Here is a 14,433-nt window from a genome sequence, read left to right as displayed (position 1 = left end):
TCTTTTAAACCGACTAAATACAGCGGCTTTTCTCTCCGATACGATGGCAGAGATCAATAATTTTTGTTACGCCGTAAGGTCGTGTAATTAAAAACTGCTTCTAAATTTTACCAATGAATAGTCTTTATTTCAAAGAATAACAAAGCGTGTTCACCCTATTTTTAAAACGAATCAAGGCAAATTTTTTTTATCCCTTATTTTAAAGGAAAAAACTTTTTTAAATCGTATTTTTGCACAAACAAGAAATTTATGCAGTTTTTAGATGAATATCAGGAGATGGTTGCCACGGCAATCGAAAAATATATCTTCAAAGATAAACCCGAGGAACTTTACGCTCCCATGAATTATATCATTTCGCATGGCGGAAAAAGACTTCGTCCCATGATGGTCCTGATGGCCTGCGAAATGTTTGATGGCGATTTAAAAAAAGCTTTGAAACCCGCTTTAGCCATTGAGTTCTTTCATAATTTCACCCTCATTCATGATGATATTATGGATGAAGCGCCACTTCGTCGTGGGAAACCTACCATTCACACTTTACACGGTATCAATACCGGAATTCTTTCTGGTGATGCCTTGATGTTTAAAGCCATAAAGTTTTTTGAAGACCTGGAGGCTGAGTTGTACAAAGCATGCATGCGCGTATTCATCCACACCGGTTTATTGCTTTGTGAAGGTCAGCAATATGATATTAATTTTGAAACTCAGGAAGAAGTAACCTACAATGATTATCTCAGGATGATTACCTATAAAACTGGAATATTAAGTGCCTCATCGTTTGAAATAGGTGCGTTAATTGCTGGTGCCGACTTTAAAGCGGCAAAAGCAATTTTTAATTTCGGAAAACATGTCGGCATCGCCTTCCAGATTATGGATGATTATTTGGATGTCTTCGGAAACCAGGAACAATTCGGTAAAAAACATGCGGGCGATATTTACGAAAACAAAAAAACCGTCTTGTATTTGTTGGCAAAAGAACATGGCACCGAAGAAGAAAGAAAAGAACTCGAATTTTGGTATTCTAAAAAAACAGATAATGTGGACAAGGTTTACAGCGTAGAAAAGATTTTCCGCCGAACAAGAGTCGACGAAAAAACTTTGCTGTTGATTCAGGAACACAATGAGTTGGCTCAGAAATACCTGCATGAAATTAATGTTTCTGATGAAAAGAAAAAACCGTTTATCGAACTGGCTAATTATTTACTGCGCCGAGAAAGTTAAAGGAATCTTTCAACTCCCAGCAATCCATCAACCCATCATCATGGTAAAAAAATGAAATTCCGAACAGAAGTAGAAATTCCGAATTCAAATAAAAAAATAGAAGTTGAAGATCACCTCTTTTCAATCGGCTCCTGCTTTGCGACTGAAATCAGTGATTTGCTTCAAAACGGACAATTACAAACTGTTAATAATCCGTTCGGAACGCTTTTTAACCCATTTTCAATCAATACCGCGGTAAAAAAATTACATGAGGCTCAGTATTATGAGGAAAGTGATTTAATCAGTTTTAATGAAGAGGTGATTTCTCTGGATCACCACAGCTCGTTTAATAGCCGCTTTGTTCATCAAACTTTAGACAAGATTAATTTTCAAATTGAACAAGGAAATCAGTTTCTTCGAAAAACCAACTGGATCGTGATTACTTACGGCAGCTCATTTATTTACGAGTTTTTACCCAAGAAAAAGCTGGTTGCCAATTGTCATAAAATTCCCGCCAAGTATTTTGAAAAAAGGCTGCTGACGAATGTTGAGTTAACCGATTCTATCAGGGAGACCATCGTTAACCTAACAGACATTGGTAAGGAAGATATTCAGATTTTATTTACCGTTTCGCCCGTTCGTCACACCAAAGATGGCATGGTCGAAAATAATGTAAGCAAATCGAAATTAATCACAGCGCTACAAGAGGTTTTACCTCAGTTCGAGCATTGTCATTATCTGCCGGTTTATGAAATCGTTATGGATGATCTTCGCGACTATCGTTTTTACAAAGAAGATTTAGTGCACCCTAATTCTCAGGCGATCAATTACATCTGGGAGAAATTTGGGAATGCTTATTTTTCTGATGAAACCATGGATTTTATCGAAGAGAATTTTAAAATTGCAAAATCGTTAGGCCATAAAACGACGGATGAAAAAAATCCGAAATACCAGGAATTTTTAGAGAAACTGTATTCAAGGATTTCCGTACAGCAAGCAAAAGTGAAACACAAAATATTTTAAAAGGTTCACCTACTTTGTACCTTATACAATTGTTTAACAAATGATCGATACCCACACCCATTTATATTCCGAAGAGTTTGATGATGATCGAAAAGAGATGATCGACAGAGCAATTTCAAAAGGAGTTTCTAAATTTTATCTTCCCGCCATTAATTCTGAAACGCACGAAAAAATGCTCGCTTTAGAAAGCGAATACCCAGAACAGATTTTCTCGATGATGGGTCTTCATCCTTGTTATGTAAAACCAGAATCCTGGGTGCAGGAGCTGCAAGTGGTTGAAGATTATCTGAATAAAAGAACCTTTGCTGCCATTGGAGAAATCGGAATAGATTTGCATTGGGATCAAACCACTTTGGATATCCAGGTAAAAGCTTTTGAGCAGCAAATCGACTGGGCGATTGAAAAAGATTTGCCAATTGTCATTCACACCAGAGAAAGTTTTGATGAGGTTTTTGAAGTATTAGACCGAAAAAAGCATCCTCAATTGCGCGGTATTTTTCACTGTTTTTCCGGAACTTTAGAGCAGGCGCAGCGCGCCATCGACCTTCAGTTTATTTTGGGAATCGGTGGAGTAGTCACCTTTAAAAATGGAAAAATAGATCAGTTTTTAAGCGAGATCCCTTTAGATAAAATTGTTCTGGAAACAGATTCGCCTTATCTCGCGCCTGTTCCACATCGGGGAAAAAGAAATGAAAGTTCTTATCTGGATTTAGTCGTTGGAAAACTGGTGAATATTTACCAAAAAGATTTTGTAGAAATCGAGCGGATTACTACAGAAAATTCGGAACGCTTGTTTCGTTAATGTAAACTTTAAAACAATAAAAAAAACCGTCTCTTTAAAAAATGAAGGGACGGTTTTACGTTTTTCCTCAATAGAAAGTTACCTTCCTCTAGAGAAATTATTTTTGTTATTGGGTTTTTTAGTTCCACTATTGTTGCTCGCTTGAGGTCTCGGTCGGAAAGGTTTATTGTTAGAATCTCTCTTTTCGGCCACCAAATTATCCGTGTGGAAAGGGTGATCTCTTTCAATCGGAATTTTTTTACCAATTAATTTTTCGGTGTTTTTTAGATTTAATAAGTCTAAACCATCAACGAATGAGATAGAACTTCCTTCTGCACCAGCTCTTCCGGTTCTTCCGATCCGGTGAACGTAGGTTTCAGAAACGTCAGACAGTTCAAAATTCACCACATATTTCAGCTCATCAATATCAATTCCTCTTGCTGCAATATCAGTCGCCACCAAGATTCTTGTTTTCCCAGATTTAAAGTTTGAAAGTGCATTTTGTCTTTGGTTCTGCGATTTATTTCCGTGAATGGCTTCTGCAGAAATTTTGTGGCTTTGCAATTTACGAGCGATTTTATCAGCACCATGTTTGGTACGTGAGAACACCAAAACCGATTCCTTGATGTCTTGCTGTAAAATATGAGTCAACAAATCGAGTTTGTTGTCTTTATCTACGAAATACACCTTTTGTTGAATGGTATCTGCCGTAGCTGATACGGGTGCCACTTCAACTTGAATGGGGTTGGTCAACATGGAGCTGGCCAATTTGTTAATCTCTTCTGGGAAGGTTGCCGAGAAGAAAAGGGTCTGTCTTTTGGGTGGGAGTAATTTAATAATTCTCTTCACATCGTGTACAAAGCCCATGTCGAGCATTCGGTCGGCTTCGTCTAAAACGAAAACTTCTAAATGTTTTAATGAAATAATTCCTTGTGAAATAAAATCCAATAATCTGCCGGGAGTTGCCACTAAAACATCAACTCCTCTTTTCAAAGCGTTTTCTTGGGCTCCTTGTTTTACGCCGCCGAAAACCACGAGATTTCTTAATCTGAGGTGTCTTCCGTAGGATTTGAAACTCTCATCAATTTGAATGGCTAATTCCCGCGTTGGCGTAAGAATCAATACTTTGATGTGATTGTTTTTTTGGTTTTTAATGGCCAGGTTTTGCAGAATCGGAATCGCAAATGCTGCGGTTTTTCCGGTTCCTGTTTGTGCAGTTCCTAATAAATCTCTGCCCTGTAAAATATGAGGAATCGATTTTTGTTGAATAGGTGTTGGTTGGGTGTAACCCTCTTCCTTAAGCGCTTTTGCGATAGGATCAATAAGTTGTAAGTCGGTAAAATTCAAATGAAATGTTTTTAATTAAAATGAAACTCGTGTCATTCTATAGTATATGTAACGAAGAAAATGAAGTAAAAAAACTTTTTGGGTTTTCAGTTCCGCAGGCAGCGGATTCATCTAGAATGACTACGTCCATAAAAAATCCTTCCGCGAAGAAGGAATTTAGTTTTGCAAATATAGTTTAATTATTTTTAGTAATGATTCTGTCGGAATTATTCGATTTTAGCCATGCAACTGTTTCCAAATTGCATCTTTCAACTCCATTAATCCTTCTTGGGTAACGGCTGAAAAATAAATGGGCTGTTTGTTTTCTGGGAATTCTTTAGAAATTTCAGCCTTTAATTCATCATCTAATAAATCAGCTTTGGAAACAGAAATAATAAAATCTTTATCTAAAAGCTCTGGATTGTATTCTTGTAATTCATTTTCTAAAATCTTAAACTCTTCGAAATGACTTTCTGAATCGGCTGGGATTAAAAATAGAAGAATAGAATTTCTTTCGATATGTCTTAAAAAACGATGGCCAAGACCTTTGCCTTCCGCTGCACCTTCAATGATTCCAGGGATATCTGCCATTACAAATGATTTGTAATTCCGGTAATCTACAATTCCTAAATTGGGAGTTAAGGTGGTAAATGCGTAGTTCGCGATTTTTGGTTTTGCTGCAGAAACCGCCGCGAGTAAAGTTGATTTTCCAGCATTTGGAAATCCTACGAGACCTACATCTGCCAATAATTTTAATTCAAAAGTGATATAACCTTCTTCACCCGGAAGTCCTGGTTGTGCATATCGTGGCGTCTGATTGGTAGAAGATTTAAAATGCTCATTTCCTTTTCCTCCTTTGCCACCATGTTTAAGAATGATTTCTTGGCCGTGTTCCAAAATTTCTGCAACGATTTCTCCTTCTTCATTTTTTGCAATGGTTCCTAAAGGGACTTCAATATAAACATCTTCACCATAAGCGCCAGTTAATTGGTTTTTACTCCCGTTTTTACCGCGTTCAGCTTTAATATGTCGTGTATATCTTAAAGGAAGTAAAGTCCATTCATGCGAATCTCCTCTTAAAATTACGTGACCACCACGTCCGCCATCGCCACCGTCTGGGCCACCTTTGGGAACATATTTTTCACGGTTAAGATGCGCTGAGCCAGCACCGCCATGACCACTTGTACAATGGATTTTTACATAATCTACGAAATTTGACATATTTATTTAGGTTGTCGGTTTTAGGGTTTAGGTAGTAATTTGTAGGTTGTTGCAATTTTCTTATTTTTAAGTAGATTTAAATCATTTTAATTAAAACTATAGACCACCACCTATAACCTATAACCTATTTAATTTTTTCTACTTCCGCGAAAAGTTTTTCCGAGATTACGGCAATTTCGCCAACTCCGTTAACCTCTACATATTTACCTTGCTGCTTGTACAACTCGGCAACTTCTGCAGTTTTTGCGTAGTATTCTTTAATTCTATTGCTGATGATTTCTTTGTTAGAATCATCGGTTCTTCCGCTGGTTTCTCCTCTTTTTAAAAGACGCTCTACTAAAACTTGATCTTCTACAATTAAAGAAAGGCATACGTTGATCTCACCATTTAAAACGTCTTTTACGATTTGTTCTAAAGCTTCGGTTTGTTTCGCTGTTCTTGGGAATCCGTCGAAAATAAATCCTTGTGCATCACATGGTTTTTTTAATTCATCCGTCAACATATCGATGGTCACTTGGTCTGGAACCAATTCGCCTTTGTCGATGTATGATTTTGCCAATTCACCCAATTCGGTGTTGTTTTTCATGTTATAACGAAATAAGTCGCCAGTCGAAATTTGTTTTAAATTGAATTTTTCAATCAAATTCTGCGCTTGTGTACCTTTTCCGCTTCCTGGAGGACCGAAGAGAACGATGTTTATCATTTTTATCAGATTTATTTTTAGTGATTTATTCTTCCTTCAGACAATTGATAGAGATCTGGAAGATTTCTTCCCAATTCATCGTAATCAAGTCCGTAACCTAAGACAAATTTATTTGGAATTTCTTTCGCAACGTAATCAATTTTAAATTTTTTCGTGTAGACATCGGGCTTTAATAATAAAGAGGCTACCCGTAGAGATTTCGGCCGTTGCGTGTTTTTAAAGTATTCGAAAAGACTTTCAATCGTATTGCCAGTATCTACGATATCTTCCATCAAGATGATGTGGCGACCTTCTACTTCTTTGGTTAATTCCATTTTTTTGTAGACAATTCCCGTAGACTGCAATCCACCGCCATAAGAACTCATTTGTATAAATGCGATTTCACATTGACCAGGATAATGTTTTAGAAAATCTGAAAAGAACATAATCACGCCATTCAAAACCCCAATGAAAACGGGAACTTCGTCTTTATAATCTGCATACACTTTCTGTGCAAGGTCTTTGATGAGGGACTGAATTTCGTCGTTTTTCAGGTACGGAACGAACTCTTTATCGTGAATTTTAACTATATCCATATGTTTTTCTAAAGTGCAAATTTAAGGAAATAATTCGAAAGTGAAGTGGCTTACTCAACCCTATGACGTAGCGGGTGTAAATAATTATCTCTAAATTTTGTGCAAGATTATTATTAAAACTATTTTTGTAGAAATCTAAAAAAAAGTAAAATATGGCAACTTACGTTGTGGTTGGTCTTCAGTATGGCGACGAAGGCAAAGGAAAAATTACGGATGTTCTCTCTGCAAAATCGGACTATGTTGTGCGTTTTCAAGGTGGTGATAATGCCGGACATACCGTCTATGCAGGCGAAGAAAAATTTGTTTTACACTTACTTCCCTCGGGAGTTTTGCAGTGCAAAGGAAAGTGTATCATCGCAAATGGAGTCGTGGTGAACCCAAAAGCATTTTTGAAAGAAATTTCACAAATCGAAGAAAAAGGGATGCGTACCGATCACGTTTTTATCAGCAGAAGAGCGCATGTAATTATGCCGTATCATATCTTGCTCGACACCTATCGGGAAGAAGAAGCAGGCGGAACACACATCGGTACAACAAAAAAAGGAATCGGCCCTTGTTATGAAGATAAAATCGCACGGGTAGGAATCCGCATGGTGGATCTACTGAATCCTGAAGTTCTCGCTGAAAAGATCCAGAAAAACTTAAAAAATAAAAATTCACTTTTCGAAAAGTATTTTGAAAAACCTACTCTAGAGTTTAACGAAATTTATAATGAGTTTTTAGAATTGGGTCAAAAACTGAAAGATCGCATCGTAGACACGGAAGTTGAATTGAATCAAGCCATCCACGACGGAAAAAATATTTTGTTTGAAGGTGCACAAGCTGCAATGTTAGATATCGATTTCGGAACTTATCCTTACGTCACCTCCTCATCGCCAACTACAGGCGGCGTTTGCTCAGGTGCTGGAGTTCCTCCTACAAGCCTTCAGAATTTGATTGGCGTAGCAAAAGCGTACACCACAAGAGTGGGCGAAGGACCTTTTCCTACGGAATTAGACAATGAACTTGGAGAGGAAATTAGAAAAATCGGATTTGAATTTGGCGCTACTACAGGAAGGCCGCGCAGAACCGGTTGGCTCGACTTGGTTTCTCTAAAACATGCAACCATGATTAACGGAATCAATAATTTAGTAATCACTAAACTGGATGTCCTTTCCGGAATTTCACCGTTGAAAATCGCAACGAAATACAAAACGGAAGACGGAAAAATTATTGATTATTTCACGTCCTCAACCACGAAATTGTACAATTATGAACCCATCTATGAGGAATTAGAAGGTTGGGATGAAGACCTTACCAAAGTACGCAGTTACGATGAACTCCCAGAAAATGCTAAAAAGTACATTAAGTTTATAGAAAATTATTTAGGAATCAGTGTTTATCTCGTTTCGGTTGGTCCGGAAAGAAGTCAAAATATTATTCGAAAAGAATTATTTTAATTATTTTACACGTTTTTTAGCAAAATAGTAAGCATTACCACTCTGAAAAGGGTGGTTTTTTGTTTTAAAAGTTAAAAATATTATTATGCTATGTTTTGAATGGTTTTATTTGATGATTGATAATTAGTTGGCTTTAATTTTGATAGTAAATCATTAAAATTAAGTATAAAGTATAAAACTAATAATCGCACGTAATTTTTAAAACCAACCAATTAAAATAATTTAGTGATGAAAAATTTACTACAAAACAAAGAATTCCAACTTGATGAAATCCTTTTCGAAAACCGAAACAAAAACTACGGTGCGTATGTTCTACGAAACGAATCTGACCGAATTTTAACCAAATCAATGTTTATAGGAATTGGTGTTTTTGCCATGATTGCACTTACGCCTTTGATGATTAATGCATTTAACAGCGCGGAAAAATCGGGAACTACAGAGCTTCCGCCACCTTATATTATGAAAGATGTTAATGAACCGCCGGAAGTAGCTCCTGTTGCTCCCGTAATTCCTCCAGCAGCAACGCCAGTGAACACCTTGGATTCTACGGTTCCGACTCCTACTAAAAACCCAGACGTGGAGAAGGTAATGCCGAAACAATCCGATTATATCGACGCTGTTCCAGGTACGAAAGACATTATTGGCGATCCTCCTGTCATAAATTATATCCCACCCGCAGTTCAAAATATTCCCGTCAAAGGTCCAGAGATTAGTCTTCCAAAGCCGGTAGACAATTCCCCAAAAACAACAGTTGATGTTTCTGCAAATTTTGCAGGTGGCATTGATGCCTTCAGAAATAAAGTTGTGAATCAGTTTGATACTTCCGTCATGGATGGAACTGGAGAAGTCGCAAAAACAACCATCATTTTCATTGTTGAAAAAGATGGAACAATTAGTGAGGTAAAAGCAACAGGACCCAACGCAGATTTCAATCGTGAAGCCATCAAAACGATTAAATCGGTTAAAGGAAAATGGGTTCCTGCAAAGCTAAATGGCGAAAATGTAAGAAGCTATTTTAAGTTTCCTATTTCAATGCAATTTGAGTAAATATTTCGTTTTAATAAGATGAAATGGACTTATCCACAAAATACCTTATTTTGTGGATAATTATTTTTTTGATTAAATCGCTAAATAACAATACTTTAACTTTATTACAAAGTTTAGTTATCGTTTGAAAATGATAAAAAAGTGTATTTTTGGAGCTTAAATTTAAAGAATGGCTAAAATTATCGGTATTGCTAATCAGAAAGGTGGCGTTGGTAAAACCACAACTGCGGTTAACCTCGCTGCAGCATTGGGGGTGTTAGAAAAGAGAATTCTTCTTATTGATGCTGATCCTCAAGCGAATGCAACTTCTGGATTAGGGATTGAAGATGCAACATATTCTACCTACCACTTACTGGAGCACAGCGTGCAGGTCGAAAAATGTATTCAAAAAACCGCCTCTCCTAATTTAGATATTATTGCCTCACATATTGATTTAGTCGCCGCTGAAATAGAACTAGTGGATCGTGAGAATCGGGAATATATGCTCAAAAAAGCTTTGCAACCAATCAAAGGAAACTATGACTATATCATTATCGATTGTGCGCCGAGTTTAGGCTTGATTACCGTGAATGCTCTTACCGCAGCAGATTCTGTAATTATTCCGATTCAATGCGAATATTTTGCCTTAGAAGGTTTGGGTAAATTACTGAATACCATTAAAAATGTTCAGAAAATTCATAATAAAGATTTGGATATTGAAGGATTGCTTTTGACCATGTTTGATTCCCGTTTGCGCCTATCCAATCAAGTAGTAGAAGAGGTTCATCTGCATTTTCCGGAAATGGTTTTCGAAACAATTATTAGCAGAAATGTGCGTTTAAGTGAAGCGCCAAGTTTCGGAGAAAGTATTCTAAATTACGATGCAGAAAGCAAAGGAGCCATTCAGTATCTTCAGTTGGCTGAGGAAGTATTACTGAAAAATGAAAATTTAATCAATAAGTAAGAAACGATTTTTAAATTTTAAAGTCGAGAAAATTTTATAAGAATGAAAGATAAGAAAAGGGCAATGGGACGTGGATTAGGTGCGATTTTGAGCGCTGAATCAAAAGCGTCTGTCAACTCCGCTACTGATGAAGGTGCCGACAAATTTGTAGGTAATATTATGGAGGTCTCTTTAGAAGATATCGATCCGAATGCAACGCAACCACGAACCTATTTTGACGAGAAAGCCCTGAATGATTTAGCGCAATCCATCAAAACATTGGGCGTTATTCAGCCGATTACCTTACGAAAAGAAGGAAATCGATTTGAAATTATTTCCGGTGAAAGACGATTCAGAGCCAGTAAAATGGCAGGGTTAAAAAGTGTGCCGGCGTATATTCGATTGGTAAATGATCAAGAATTACTCGAAATGGCTTTGGTGGAAAATATCCAAAGAGAAGATTTAGACGCGATTGAAATTGCACTGACCTACCAAAGATTGTTGGAGGAAATTGGTCTGACCCAAGAGAATTTGAGTCAAAGAGTTGGCAAAGAACGAAGTACCATTACCAATTCGATTCGATTGTTGCGTTTAAACCCTGACGTGCAGAATGCCATTAGAAGTGGTGAGATTTCTGCTGGTCATGGTCGCGCGATTATCAGTTTGGAAGATTCAGAAAAGCAATCCGAACTTTTTCATAAAATTCTAAAGAATACCTTGAGTGTTCGCCAAGCAGAGCAAGAAGCGAGTTTGCTGAAAAATCCTAATGAAGCGAGTAAGAAACCAAAAGCGCAATTGCCAAACCATTTCAAAAAAGTAGAGAAGAATTTAGCGGATATTTTAGAGGTAAAAGTTGAAATAAAAACCGCTGCCAATGGCAAAAAAGGAAAAATCGTTCTCGATTTCAAAAACGAAGAGGAATTAGCACAAATCCTCTCACATTTTAAATAATGCAAAGACTTACCGTTTTATTTTTGATCCTGTTTTCCCTTAAAGCTTTCGCACAAATCAGTCCGAAAGATACCATTCGTGTAGAGAATTTTCCCACAGATTCTGTTTCTACACAACAAACTCCTTCGGAAATTGAAGTACTAGCCGATATCAAGGAATCCAACGCTCCAGTTAAAACAATGAAATACAATCCTACGAAAGCAGGATTATATTCTGCAATTCTACCAGGTTTAGGGCAATATTATAATAAAAAGTACTGGAAAATTCCAATTGTTTGGGGTGGCATCGGAACAGGGGTTGGCGTTACCTTATGGAATCAAAAACAGTATAATCGGTACAGAGATGCTTTTGTAGCGGAACTTAATGGTCAACAACATGAGTTTTCAAACATTCCTGGCGTGACCAAAGAAGTTTTAGGAAGGACACAAGACCGTGTAAAGCGACAACGCGATTATGCCATTGCAATTACCAGTTTGGTGTATATCCTGGGAATCGTAGATGCAGTCGTAGATGCACATTTATATGAAGGACGAAAAGATCCCGATTTGGCGCTAAAACCAACCGTTATTTTTGATGAATTTGGAAAAACAAATTCTAAAGCTGGGTTAAGTTTAAGTTATAATTTTTAATTAAAATCAAACGCTTATGCGTTCTAATACGATGAAAATAGCACTTGTAGGATACGGAAAAATGGGACATATTATTGATGAAATTGCGACCAAAAGAAAACATGAAGTGGTGGCGAGATTAAATCAAACACCAAATGCTGAAAATCTAAATAAGCCAGATGTTGTAATCGAGTTTTCAAACCCTGAAGTGGCTTTTAACAATATTAAAATTTGTTTGGAAAACAAAATCCCGGTGATCTGTGGAACAACAGGTTGGCTCGATCGAAAAGCAGAAATTCAGGAAATTGCCTTAAAAAATAATACTGCTTTTCTTTACGGATCGAACTTTTCCTTGGGCGTCAACCTTTTTTTTGCTTTGAATGAAAAATTAGCAAATCTGATGAAAGACTTTTCGGAATATACGATTCAGCTGGAAGAAATTCACCATACCCACAAAAAAGATGCACCGAGTGGAACCGCCATTTCCTTAGCCGAAGGAATTATTAAAAATGATCAACGATTTGATGGTTGGAAATTAAATGAGACTCAGCATAGCGAACTTGGGATTTTTGCCCTTCGCGAAGATGAAGTGCCAGGAACCCACAGTGTATTCTACAAAAGCGATGTGGATGAAATTGAAATCAAACATACCGCTTTTAACAGAAATGGCTTTGCCGTAGGTGCCGTAATTGCCGCCGAATGGATCCTGGGAAAAACCGGAAATTTTACCATGAAGGATGTTCTTTTTAATCAATAATTGATAAGTAGTAATAAGCAATTGCTCATTATTCATCATTAATTAGGTATGATCATGTAACAATTTCCAATTATAATAAACCAATAGTGATAAGCATACAATATGGATTACTTTCTTACTTATACGATTTATGTTCTGATTCTCTCTTTATTAATGGGAGTTTCTACCTGGCAACTTTTCAAAAAGATGGGCTATAATCCACTTTTTGCATTCATTCCATTTTACAACTATTTCATTATTCTTAAAGAAACCGAACATTCAAAGTGGTGGGCGGTGTTATCATACGTTCCGATTGTCGGCCCAATCATGTTGACCGCTTTTCATTTGTTTTTAATGAGGCATTTCGGAAAGAAATCTTTTGTGCAGACACTGTTAACGATTTTTCTTCCTTTTATTTACTTAGCAGTGGTCAACTACTCTAAAGATGCGGAGGTTGAAAAGGAAGAAGCCCTATATTTAAGTGAAGAAGAAGTAGTTGCAAAAAAGAAAGATACGTTTGCTGGTTCTATCACTTTTGCAGTGGTATTTGCAACCATCATACACGTTTTTGTGACCCAGCCTTTTGGGATTCCAACCGGCTCGATGGAAAGAACACTTTTGGTTGGTGATTTCTTGTTTGTCAATAAATGGACCTATGGTTTCAGAATGCCGATGCGCCCTGTTGCGCTTCCATTCTTACAGGGAACCGTTATGGATACAGGCCAAAAAGGAAATCCTAAAGATGATTCGAAATCCTATGTGGAGGCGGTTAAACTTCCTTACACCCGCATTTTACAGTTAAAAAAACCACAGAAAAATGATATTGTAGTTTTCAATTATCCGCAAGATTCTGTACATACAGCCATTGATCGAAAAGATCCATACGTTAAAAGATGTGTTGCAGTAGCTGGCGATGTGCTAGAAATGCGAGCCGGCAGATTGTTCGTTAATGGCAAGCCAGAAGTGGTTTTAGGAGATCAACAAAAGCAGCATAAATATATCGCAACCACTGGCAGTCAGTTAGATATTCCGGCTTTATACAAAACATACGGCTTTTTACCGGTACAGGAAACGCAAACTCAAAACGGATTTATTTATGATTTCCAGGGCTTAACTGATAAAACCGCCAAAGAAATAAAAGAACTTCCCCAGATTATCGACCTCAAAGAACATATTTGGGACAAGGATTCTGCTGCAATCTCATACAAAGTTAATGCAGCCAGAGATGCCTATACCAAAAATATAGATACAACCCAATCTATTTTTCCGGTCAATAAAAAATGGAATCAGGATTGGTACGGTCCTTTAAGAATTCCGAAAAAAGGTGACATCGTTACCTTAAATCAAGAAACCTTACCAGAATATCAGTGGATTATTTCCGAATATGAACACCACCATCTGGAAAATAAAAACGGAAAAATCTATATCGACGGTAAAGAATCTACGCAATACACGATTCAACAAGATTACTATATGATGGTTGGTGACAATCGCGATGCCTCCCTAGATGCCCGATTTTTCGGCTTCGTTCCAGAAGAAAATATTGTTGGATCACCCATGTTTACATGGATGAGCGTACAGGGACTCTTCAAAGATGGAGGCTCAACTTATCAGGCCGACACCAAAGTTCGTTGGGACCGAATGTTCAAAGCGACCAACACTGGAGAATTGCACAAAACCTCCTATTGGTGGGTGGCAGTCTTAATTCTAGGTTTGTTTTTCGGTTGGGATTTCATCATGAATCTCTTTAAAAAGAAAGAAGAAGAAAATTAATTCTTTTGAGGAGCTTTTTCCCGCTGTCCACTATATCTTTTTTGCCTGGCTAATTCCAACGCGAAAAAAAGGATGCCGTTTCCATCGGGGCTAGGATTCAGGTTGCCCCAAAAAAATATGAGATAGTT

General features: G+C 37.3%; 14 protein-coding genes. 10 read left to right on the top strand and 4 right to left on the bottom strand.

The window, feature by feature from the left end; translation table 11 throughout:
• Positions 1-249: 249 nt before the first annotated feature.
• The 3 genes from QWY78_RS11745 to QWY78_RS11735 are packed head-to-tail and all read left to right on the top strand — an operon-like array spanning position 250 to position 3,025.
• Positions 250-1,221: a polyprenyl synthetase family protein gene (locus QWY78_RS11745; RefSeq protein ID WP_290220022.1), complete on the top strand. Its 972-nt coding sequence runs from the start codon at positions 250-252 to the stop codon at positions 1,219-1,221.
• Between the two features lie 51 nt (positions 1,222-1,272).
• Complete coding sequence (locus tag QWY78_RS11740; RefSeq protein WP_290220020.1) at positions 1,273-2,223, top strand: GSCFA domain-containing protein; 951 nt, start codon at positions 1,273-1,275, stop codon at positions 2,221-2,223.
• Positions 2,224-2,263: 40 nt separating this feature from the next.
• A complete protein-coding gene (locus QWY78_RS11735) occupies positions 2,264-3,025 on the top strand; it encodes a TatD family hydrolase (RefSeq protein WP_290220018.1) in 762 nt (253 codons plus the stop codon).
• A gap of 78 nt (positions 3,026-3,103) precedes the next feature.
• Here the strand turns inward: QWY78_RS11735 and QWY78_RS11730 are convergent, their stop codons facing one another.
• From QWY78_RS11730 to hpt, 4 genes are all read right to left on the bottom strand, one after another.
• On the bottom strand, positions 3,104-4,351 hold the full coding sequence (locus QWY78_RS11730) for a DEAD/DEAH box helicase (RefSeq protein ID WP_290220015.1): 1,248 nt from the start codon (positions 4,349-4,351) through the stop codon (positions 3,104-3,106).
• A gap of 216 nt (positions 4,352-4,567) precedes the next feature.
• Complete coding sequence (gene obgE / locus QWY78_RS11725; protein WP_290220013.1) at positions 4,568-5,551, bottom strand: GTPase ObgE; 984 nt, start codon at positions 5,549-5,551, stop codon at positions 4,568-4,570.
• A gap of 124 nt (positions 5,552-5,675) precedes the next feature.
• Positions 5,676-6,254 (bottom strand): adenylate kinase, encoded by a 579-nt coding sequence (locus QWY78_RS11720; protein ID WP_290220011.1) that lies wholly within the window; start codon positions 6,252-6,254, stop codon positions 5,676-5,678.
• Positions 6,255-6,271: 17 nt separating this feature from the next.
• Positions 6,272-6,829, bottom strand: coding sequence for a hypoxanthine phosphoribosyltransferase (hpt, locus tag QWY78_RS11715; protein ID WP_290220009.1), 558 nt, complete (start codon positions 6,827-6,829; stop codon positions 6,272-6,274).
• A 152-nt stretch (positions 6,830-6,981) separates the two neighbouring features.
• Between hpt and QWY78_RS11710 the strand changes: the two genes are divergently transcribed.
• The 7 genes from QWY78_RS11710 to lepB all read left to right on the top strand — a co-directional run bounded on the left by QWY78_RS11710 (position 6,982) and on the right by lepB (position 14,305).
• The gene (locus QWY78_RS11710; RefSeq protein WP_290220006.1) at positions 6,982-8,268 is read left to right on the top strand and encodes an adenylosuccinate synthase; all 1,287 of its coding nucleotides are present in this window, start codon (positions 6,982-6,984) and stop codon (positions 8,266-8,268) included.
• Between the two features lie 228 nt (positions 8,269-8,496).
• Positions 8,497-9,315: an energy transducer TonB gene (locus tag QWY78_RS11705; RefSeq protein WP_290220005.1), complete on the top strand. Its 819-nt coding sequence runs from the start codon at positions 8,497-8,499 to the stop codon at positions 9,313-9,315.
• Between the two features lie 169 nt (positions 9,316-9,484).
• Positions 9,485-10,258: a ParA family protein gene (locus QWY78_RS11700; RefSeq protein ID WP_290220003.1), complete on the top strand. Its 774-nt coding sequence runs from the start codon at positions 9,485-9,487 to the stop codon at positions 10,256-10,258.
• A 42-nt stretch (positions 10,259-10,300) separates the two neighbouring features.
• Complete coding sequence (locus tag QWY78_RS11695) at positions 10,301-11,188, top strand: ParB/RepB/Spo0J family partition protein (RefSeq protein WP_290220001.1); 888 nt, start codon at positions 10,301-10,303, stop codon at positions 11,186-11,188.
• Positions 11,188-11,817, top strand: a complete 630-nt coding sequence (locus QWY78_RS11690) for a DUF5683 domain-containing protein (protein WP_290219999.1) — start codon at positions 11,188-11,190, stop codon at positions 11,815-11,817. The genes QWY78_RS11695 and QWY78_RS11690 overlap by 1 nt, the downstream gene beginning before the upstream one ends.
• Positions 11,818-11,848: 31 nt before the next feature.
• Positions 11,849-12,553 carry a 4-hydroxy-tetrahydrodipicolinate reductase gene (gene dapB, locus QWY78_RS11685; RefSeq protein WP_290220067.1) on the top strand — a complete coding sequence of 235 codons (705 nt, stop codon included), beginning with the start codon at positions 11,849-11,851 and terminating at the stop codon, positions 12,551-12,553.
• Positions 12,554-12,655: 102 nt separating this feature from the next.
• Complete coding sequence (gene lepB / locus QWY78_RS11680) at positions 12,656-14,305, top strand: signal peptidase I (protein WP_290219997.1); 1,650 nt, start codon at positions 12,656-12,658, stop codon at positions 14,303-14,305.
• The last annotated feature ends 128 nt before the right edge of the window (positions 14,306-14,433 follow it).

It is taken from the genome of Kaistella yonginensis (genome assembly GCF_030409525.1).
Classification (GTDB): Bacteria; Bacteroidota; Bacteroidia; order Flavobacteriales; family Weeksellaceae; genus Kaistella; species Kaistella yonginensis.
This window is presented reverse-complemented; position numbering and strand designations above follow the sequence as displayed.

Coding starts and splice junctions, on each gene's coding strand:
- QWY78_RS11745 (WP_290220022.1), top strand. CDS start 250: ATGCAGTTTTTAGATGAATATCAGGAGATGGTTGCCACGGCAATCGAA.
- QWY78_RS11740 (WP_290220020.1), top strand. CDS start 1,273: ATGAAATTCCGAACAGAAGTAGAAATTCCGAATTCAAATAAAAAAATA.
- QWY78_RS11735 (WP_290220018.1), top strand. CDS start 2,264: ATGATCGATACCCACACCCATTTATATTCCGAAGAGTTTGATGATGAT.
- obgE (WP_290220013.1), bottom strand. CDS start 5,551: ATGTCAAATTTCGTAGATTATGTAAAAATCCATTGTACAAGTGGTCAT.
- QWY78_RS11720 (WP_290220011.1), bottom strand. CDS start 6,254: ATGATAAACATCGTTCTCTTCGGTCCTCCAGGAAGCGGAAAAGGTACA.
- hpt (WP_290220009.1), bottom strand. CDS start 6,829: ATGGATATAGTTAAAATTCACGATAAAGAGTTCGTTCCGTACCTGAAA.
- QWY78_RS11710 (WP_290220006.1), top strand. CDS start 6,982: ATGGCAACTTACGTTGTGGTTGGTCTTCAGTATGGCGACGAAGGCAAA.
- QWY78_RS11705 (WP_290220005.1), top strand. CDS start 8,497: ATGAAAAATTTACTACAAAACAAAGAATTCCAACTTGATGAAATCCTT.
- QWY78_RS11700 (WP_290220003.1), top strand. CDS start 9,485: ATGGCTAAAATTATCGGTATTGCTAATCAGAAAGGTGGCGTTGGTAAA.
- QWY78_RS11695 (WP_290220001.1), top strand. CDS start 10,301: ATGAAAGATAAGAAAAGGGCAATGGGACGTGGATTAGGTGCGATTTTG.
- QWY78_RS11690 (WP_290219999.1), top strand. CDS start 11,188: ATGCAAAGACTTACCGTTTTATTTTTGATCCTGTTTTCCCTTAAAGCT.
- dapB (WP_290220067.1), top strand. CDS start 11,849: ATGAAAATAGCACTTGTAGGATACGGAAAAATGGGACATATTATTGAT.
- lepB (WP_290219997.1), top strand. CDS start 12,656: ATGGATTACTTTCTTACTTATACGATTTATGTTCTGATTCTCTCTTTA.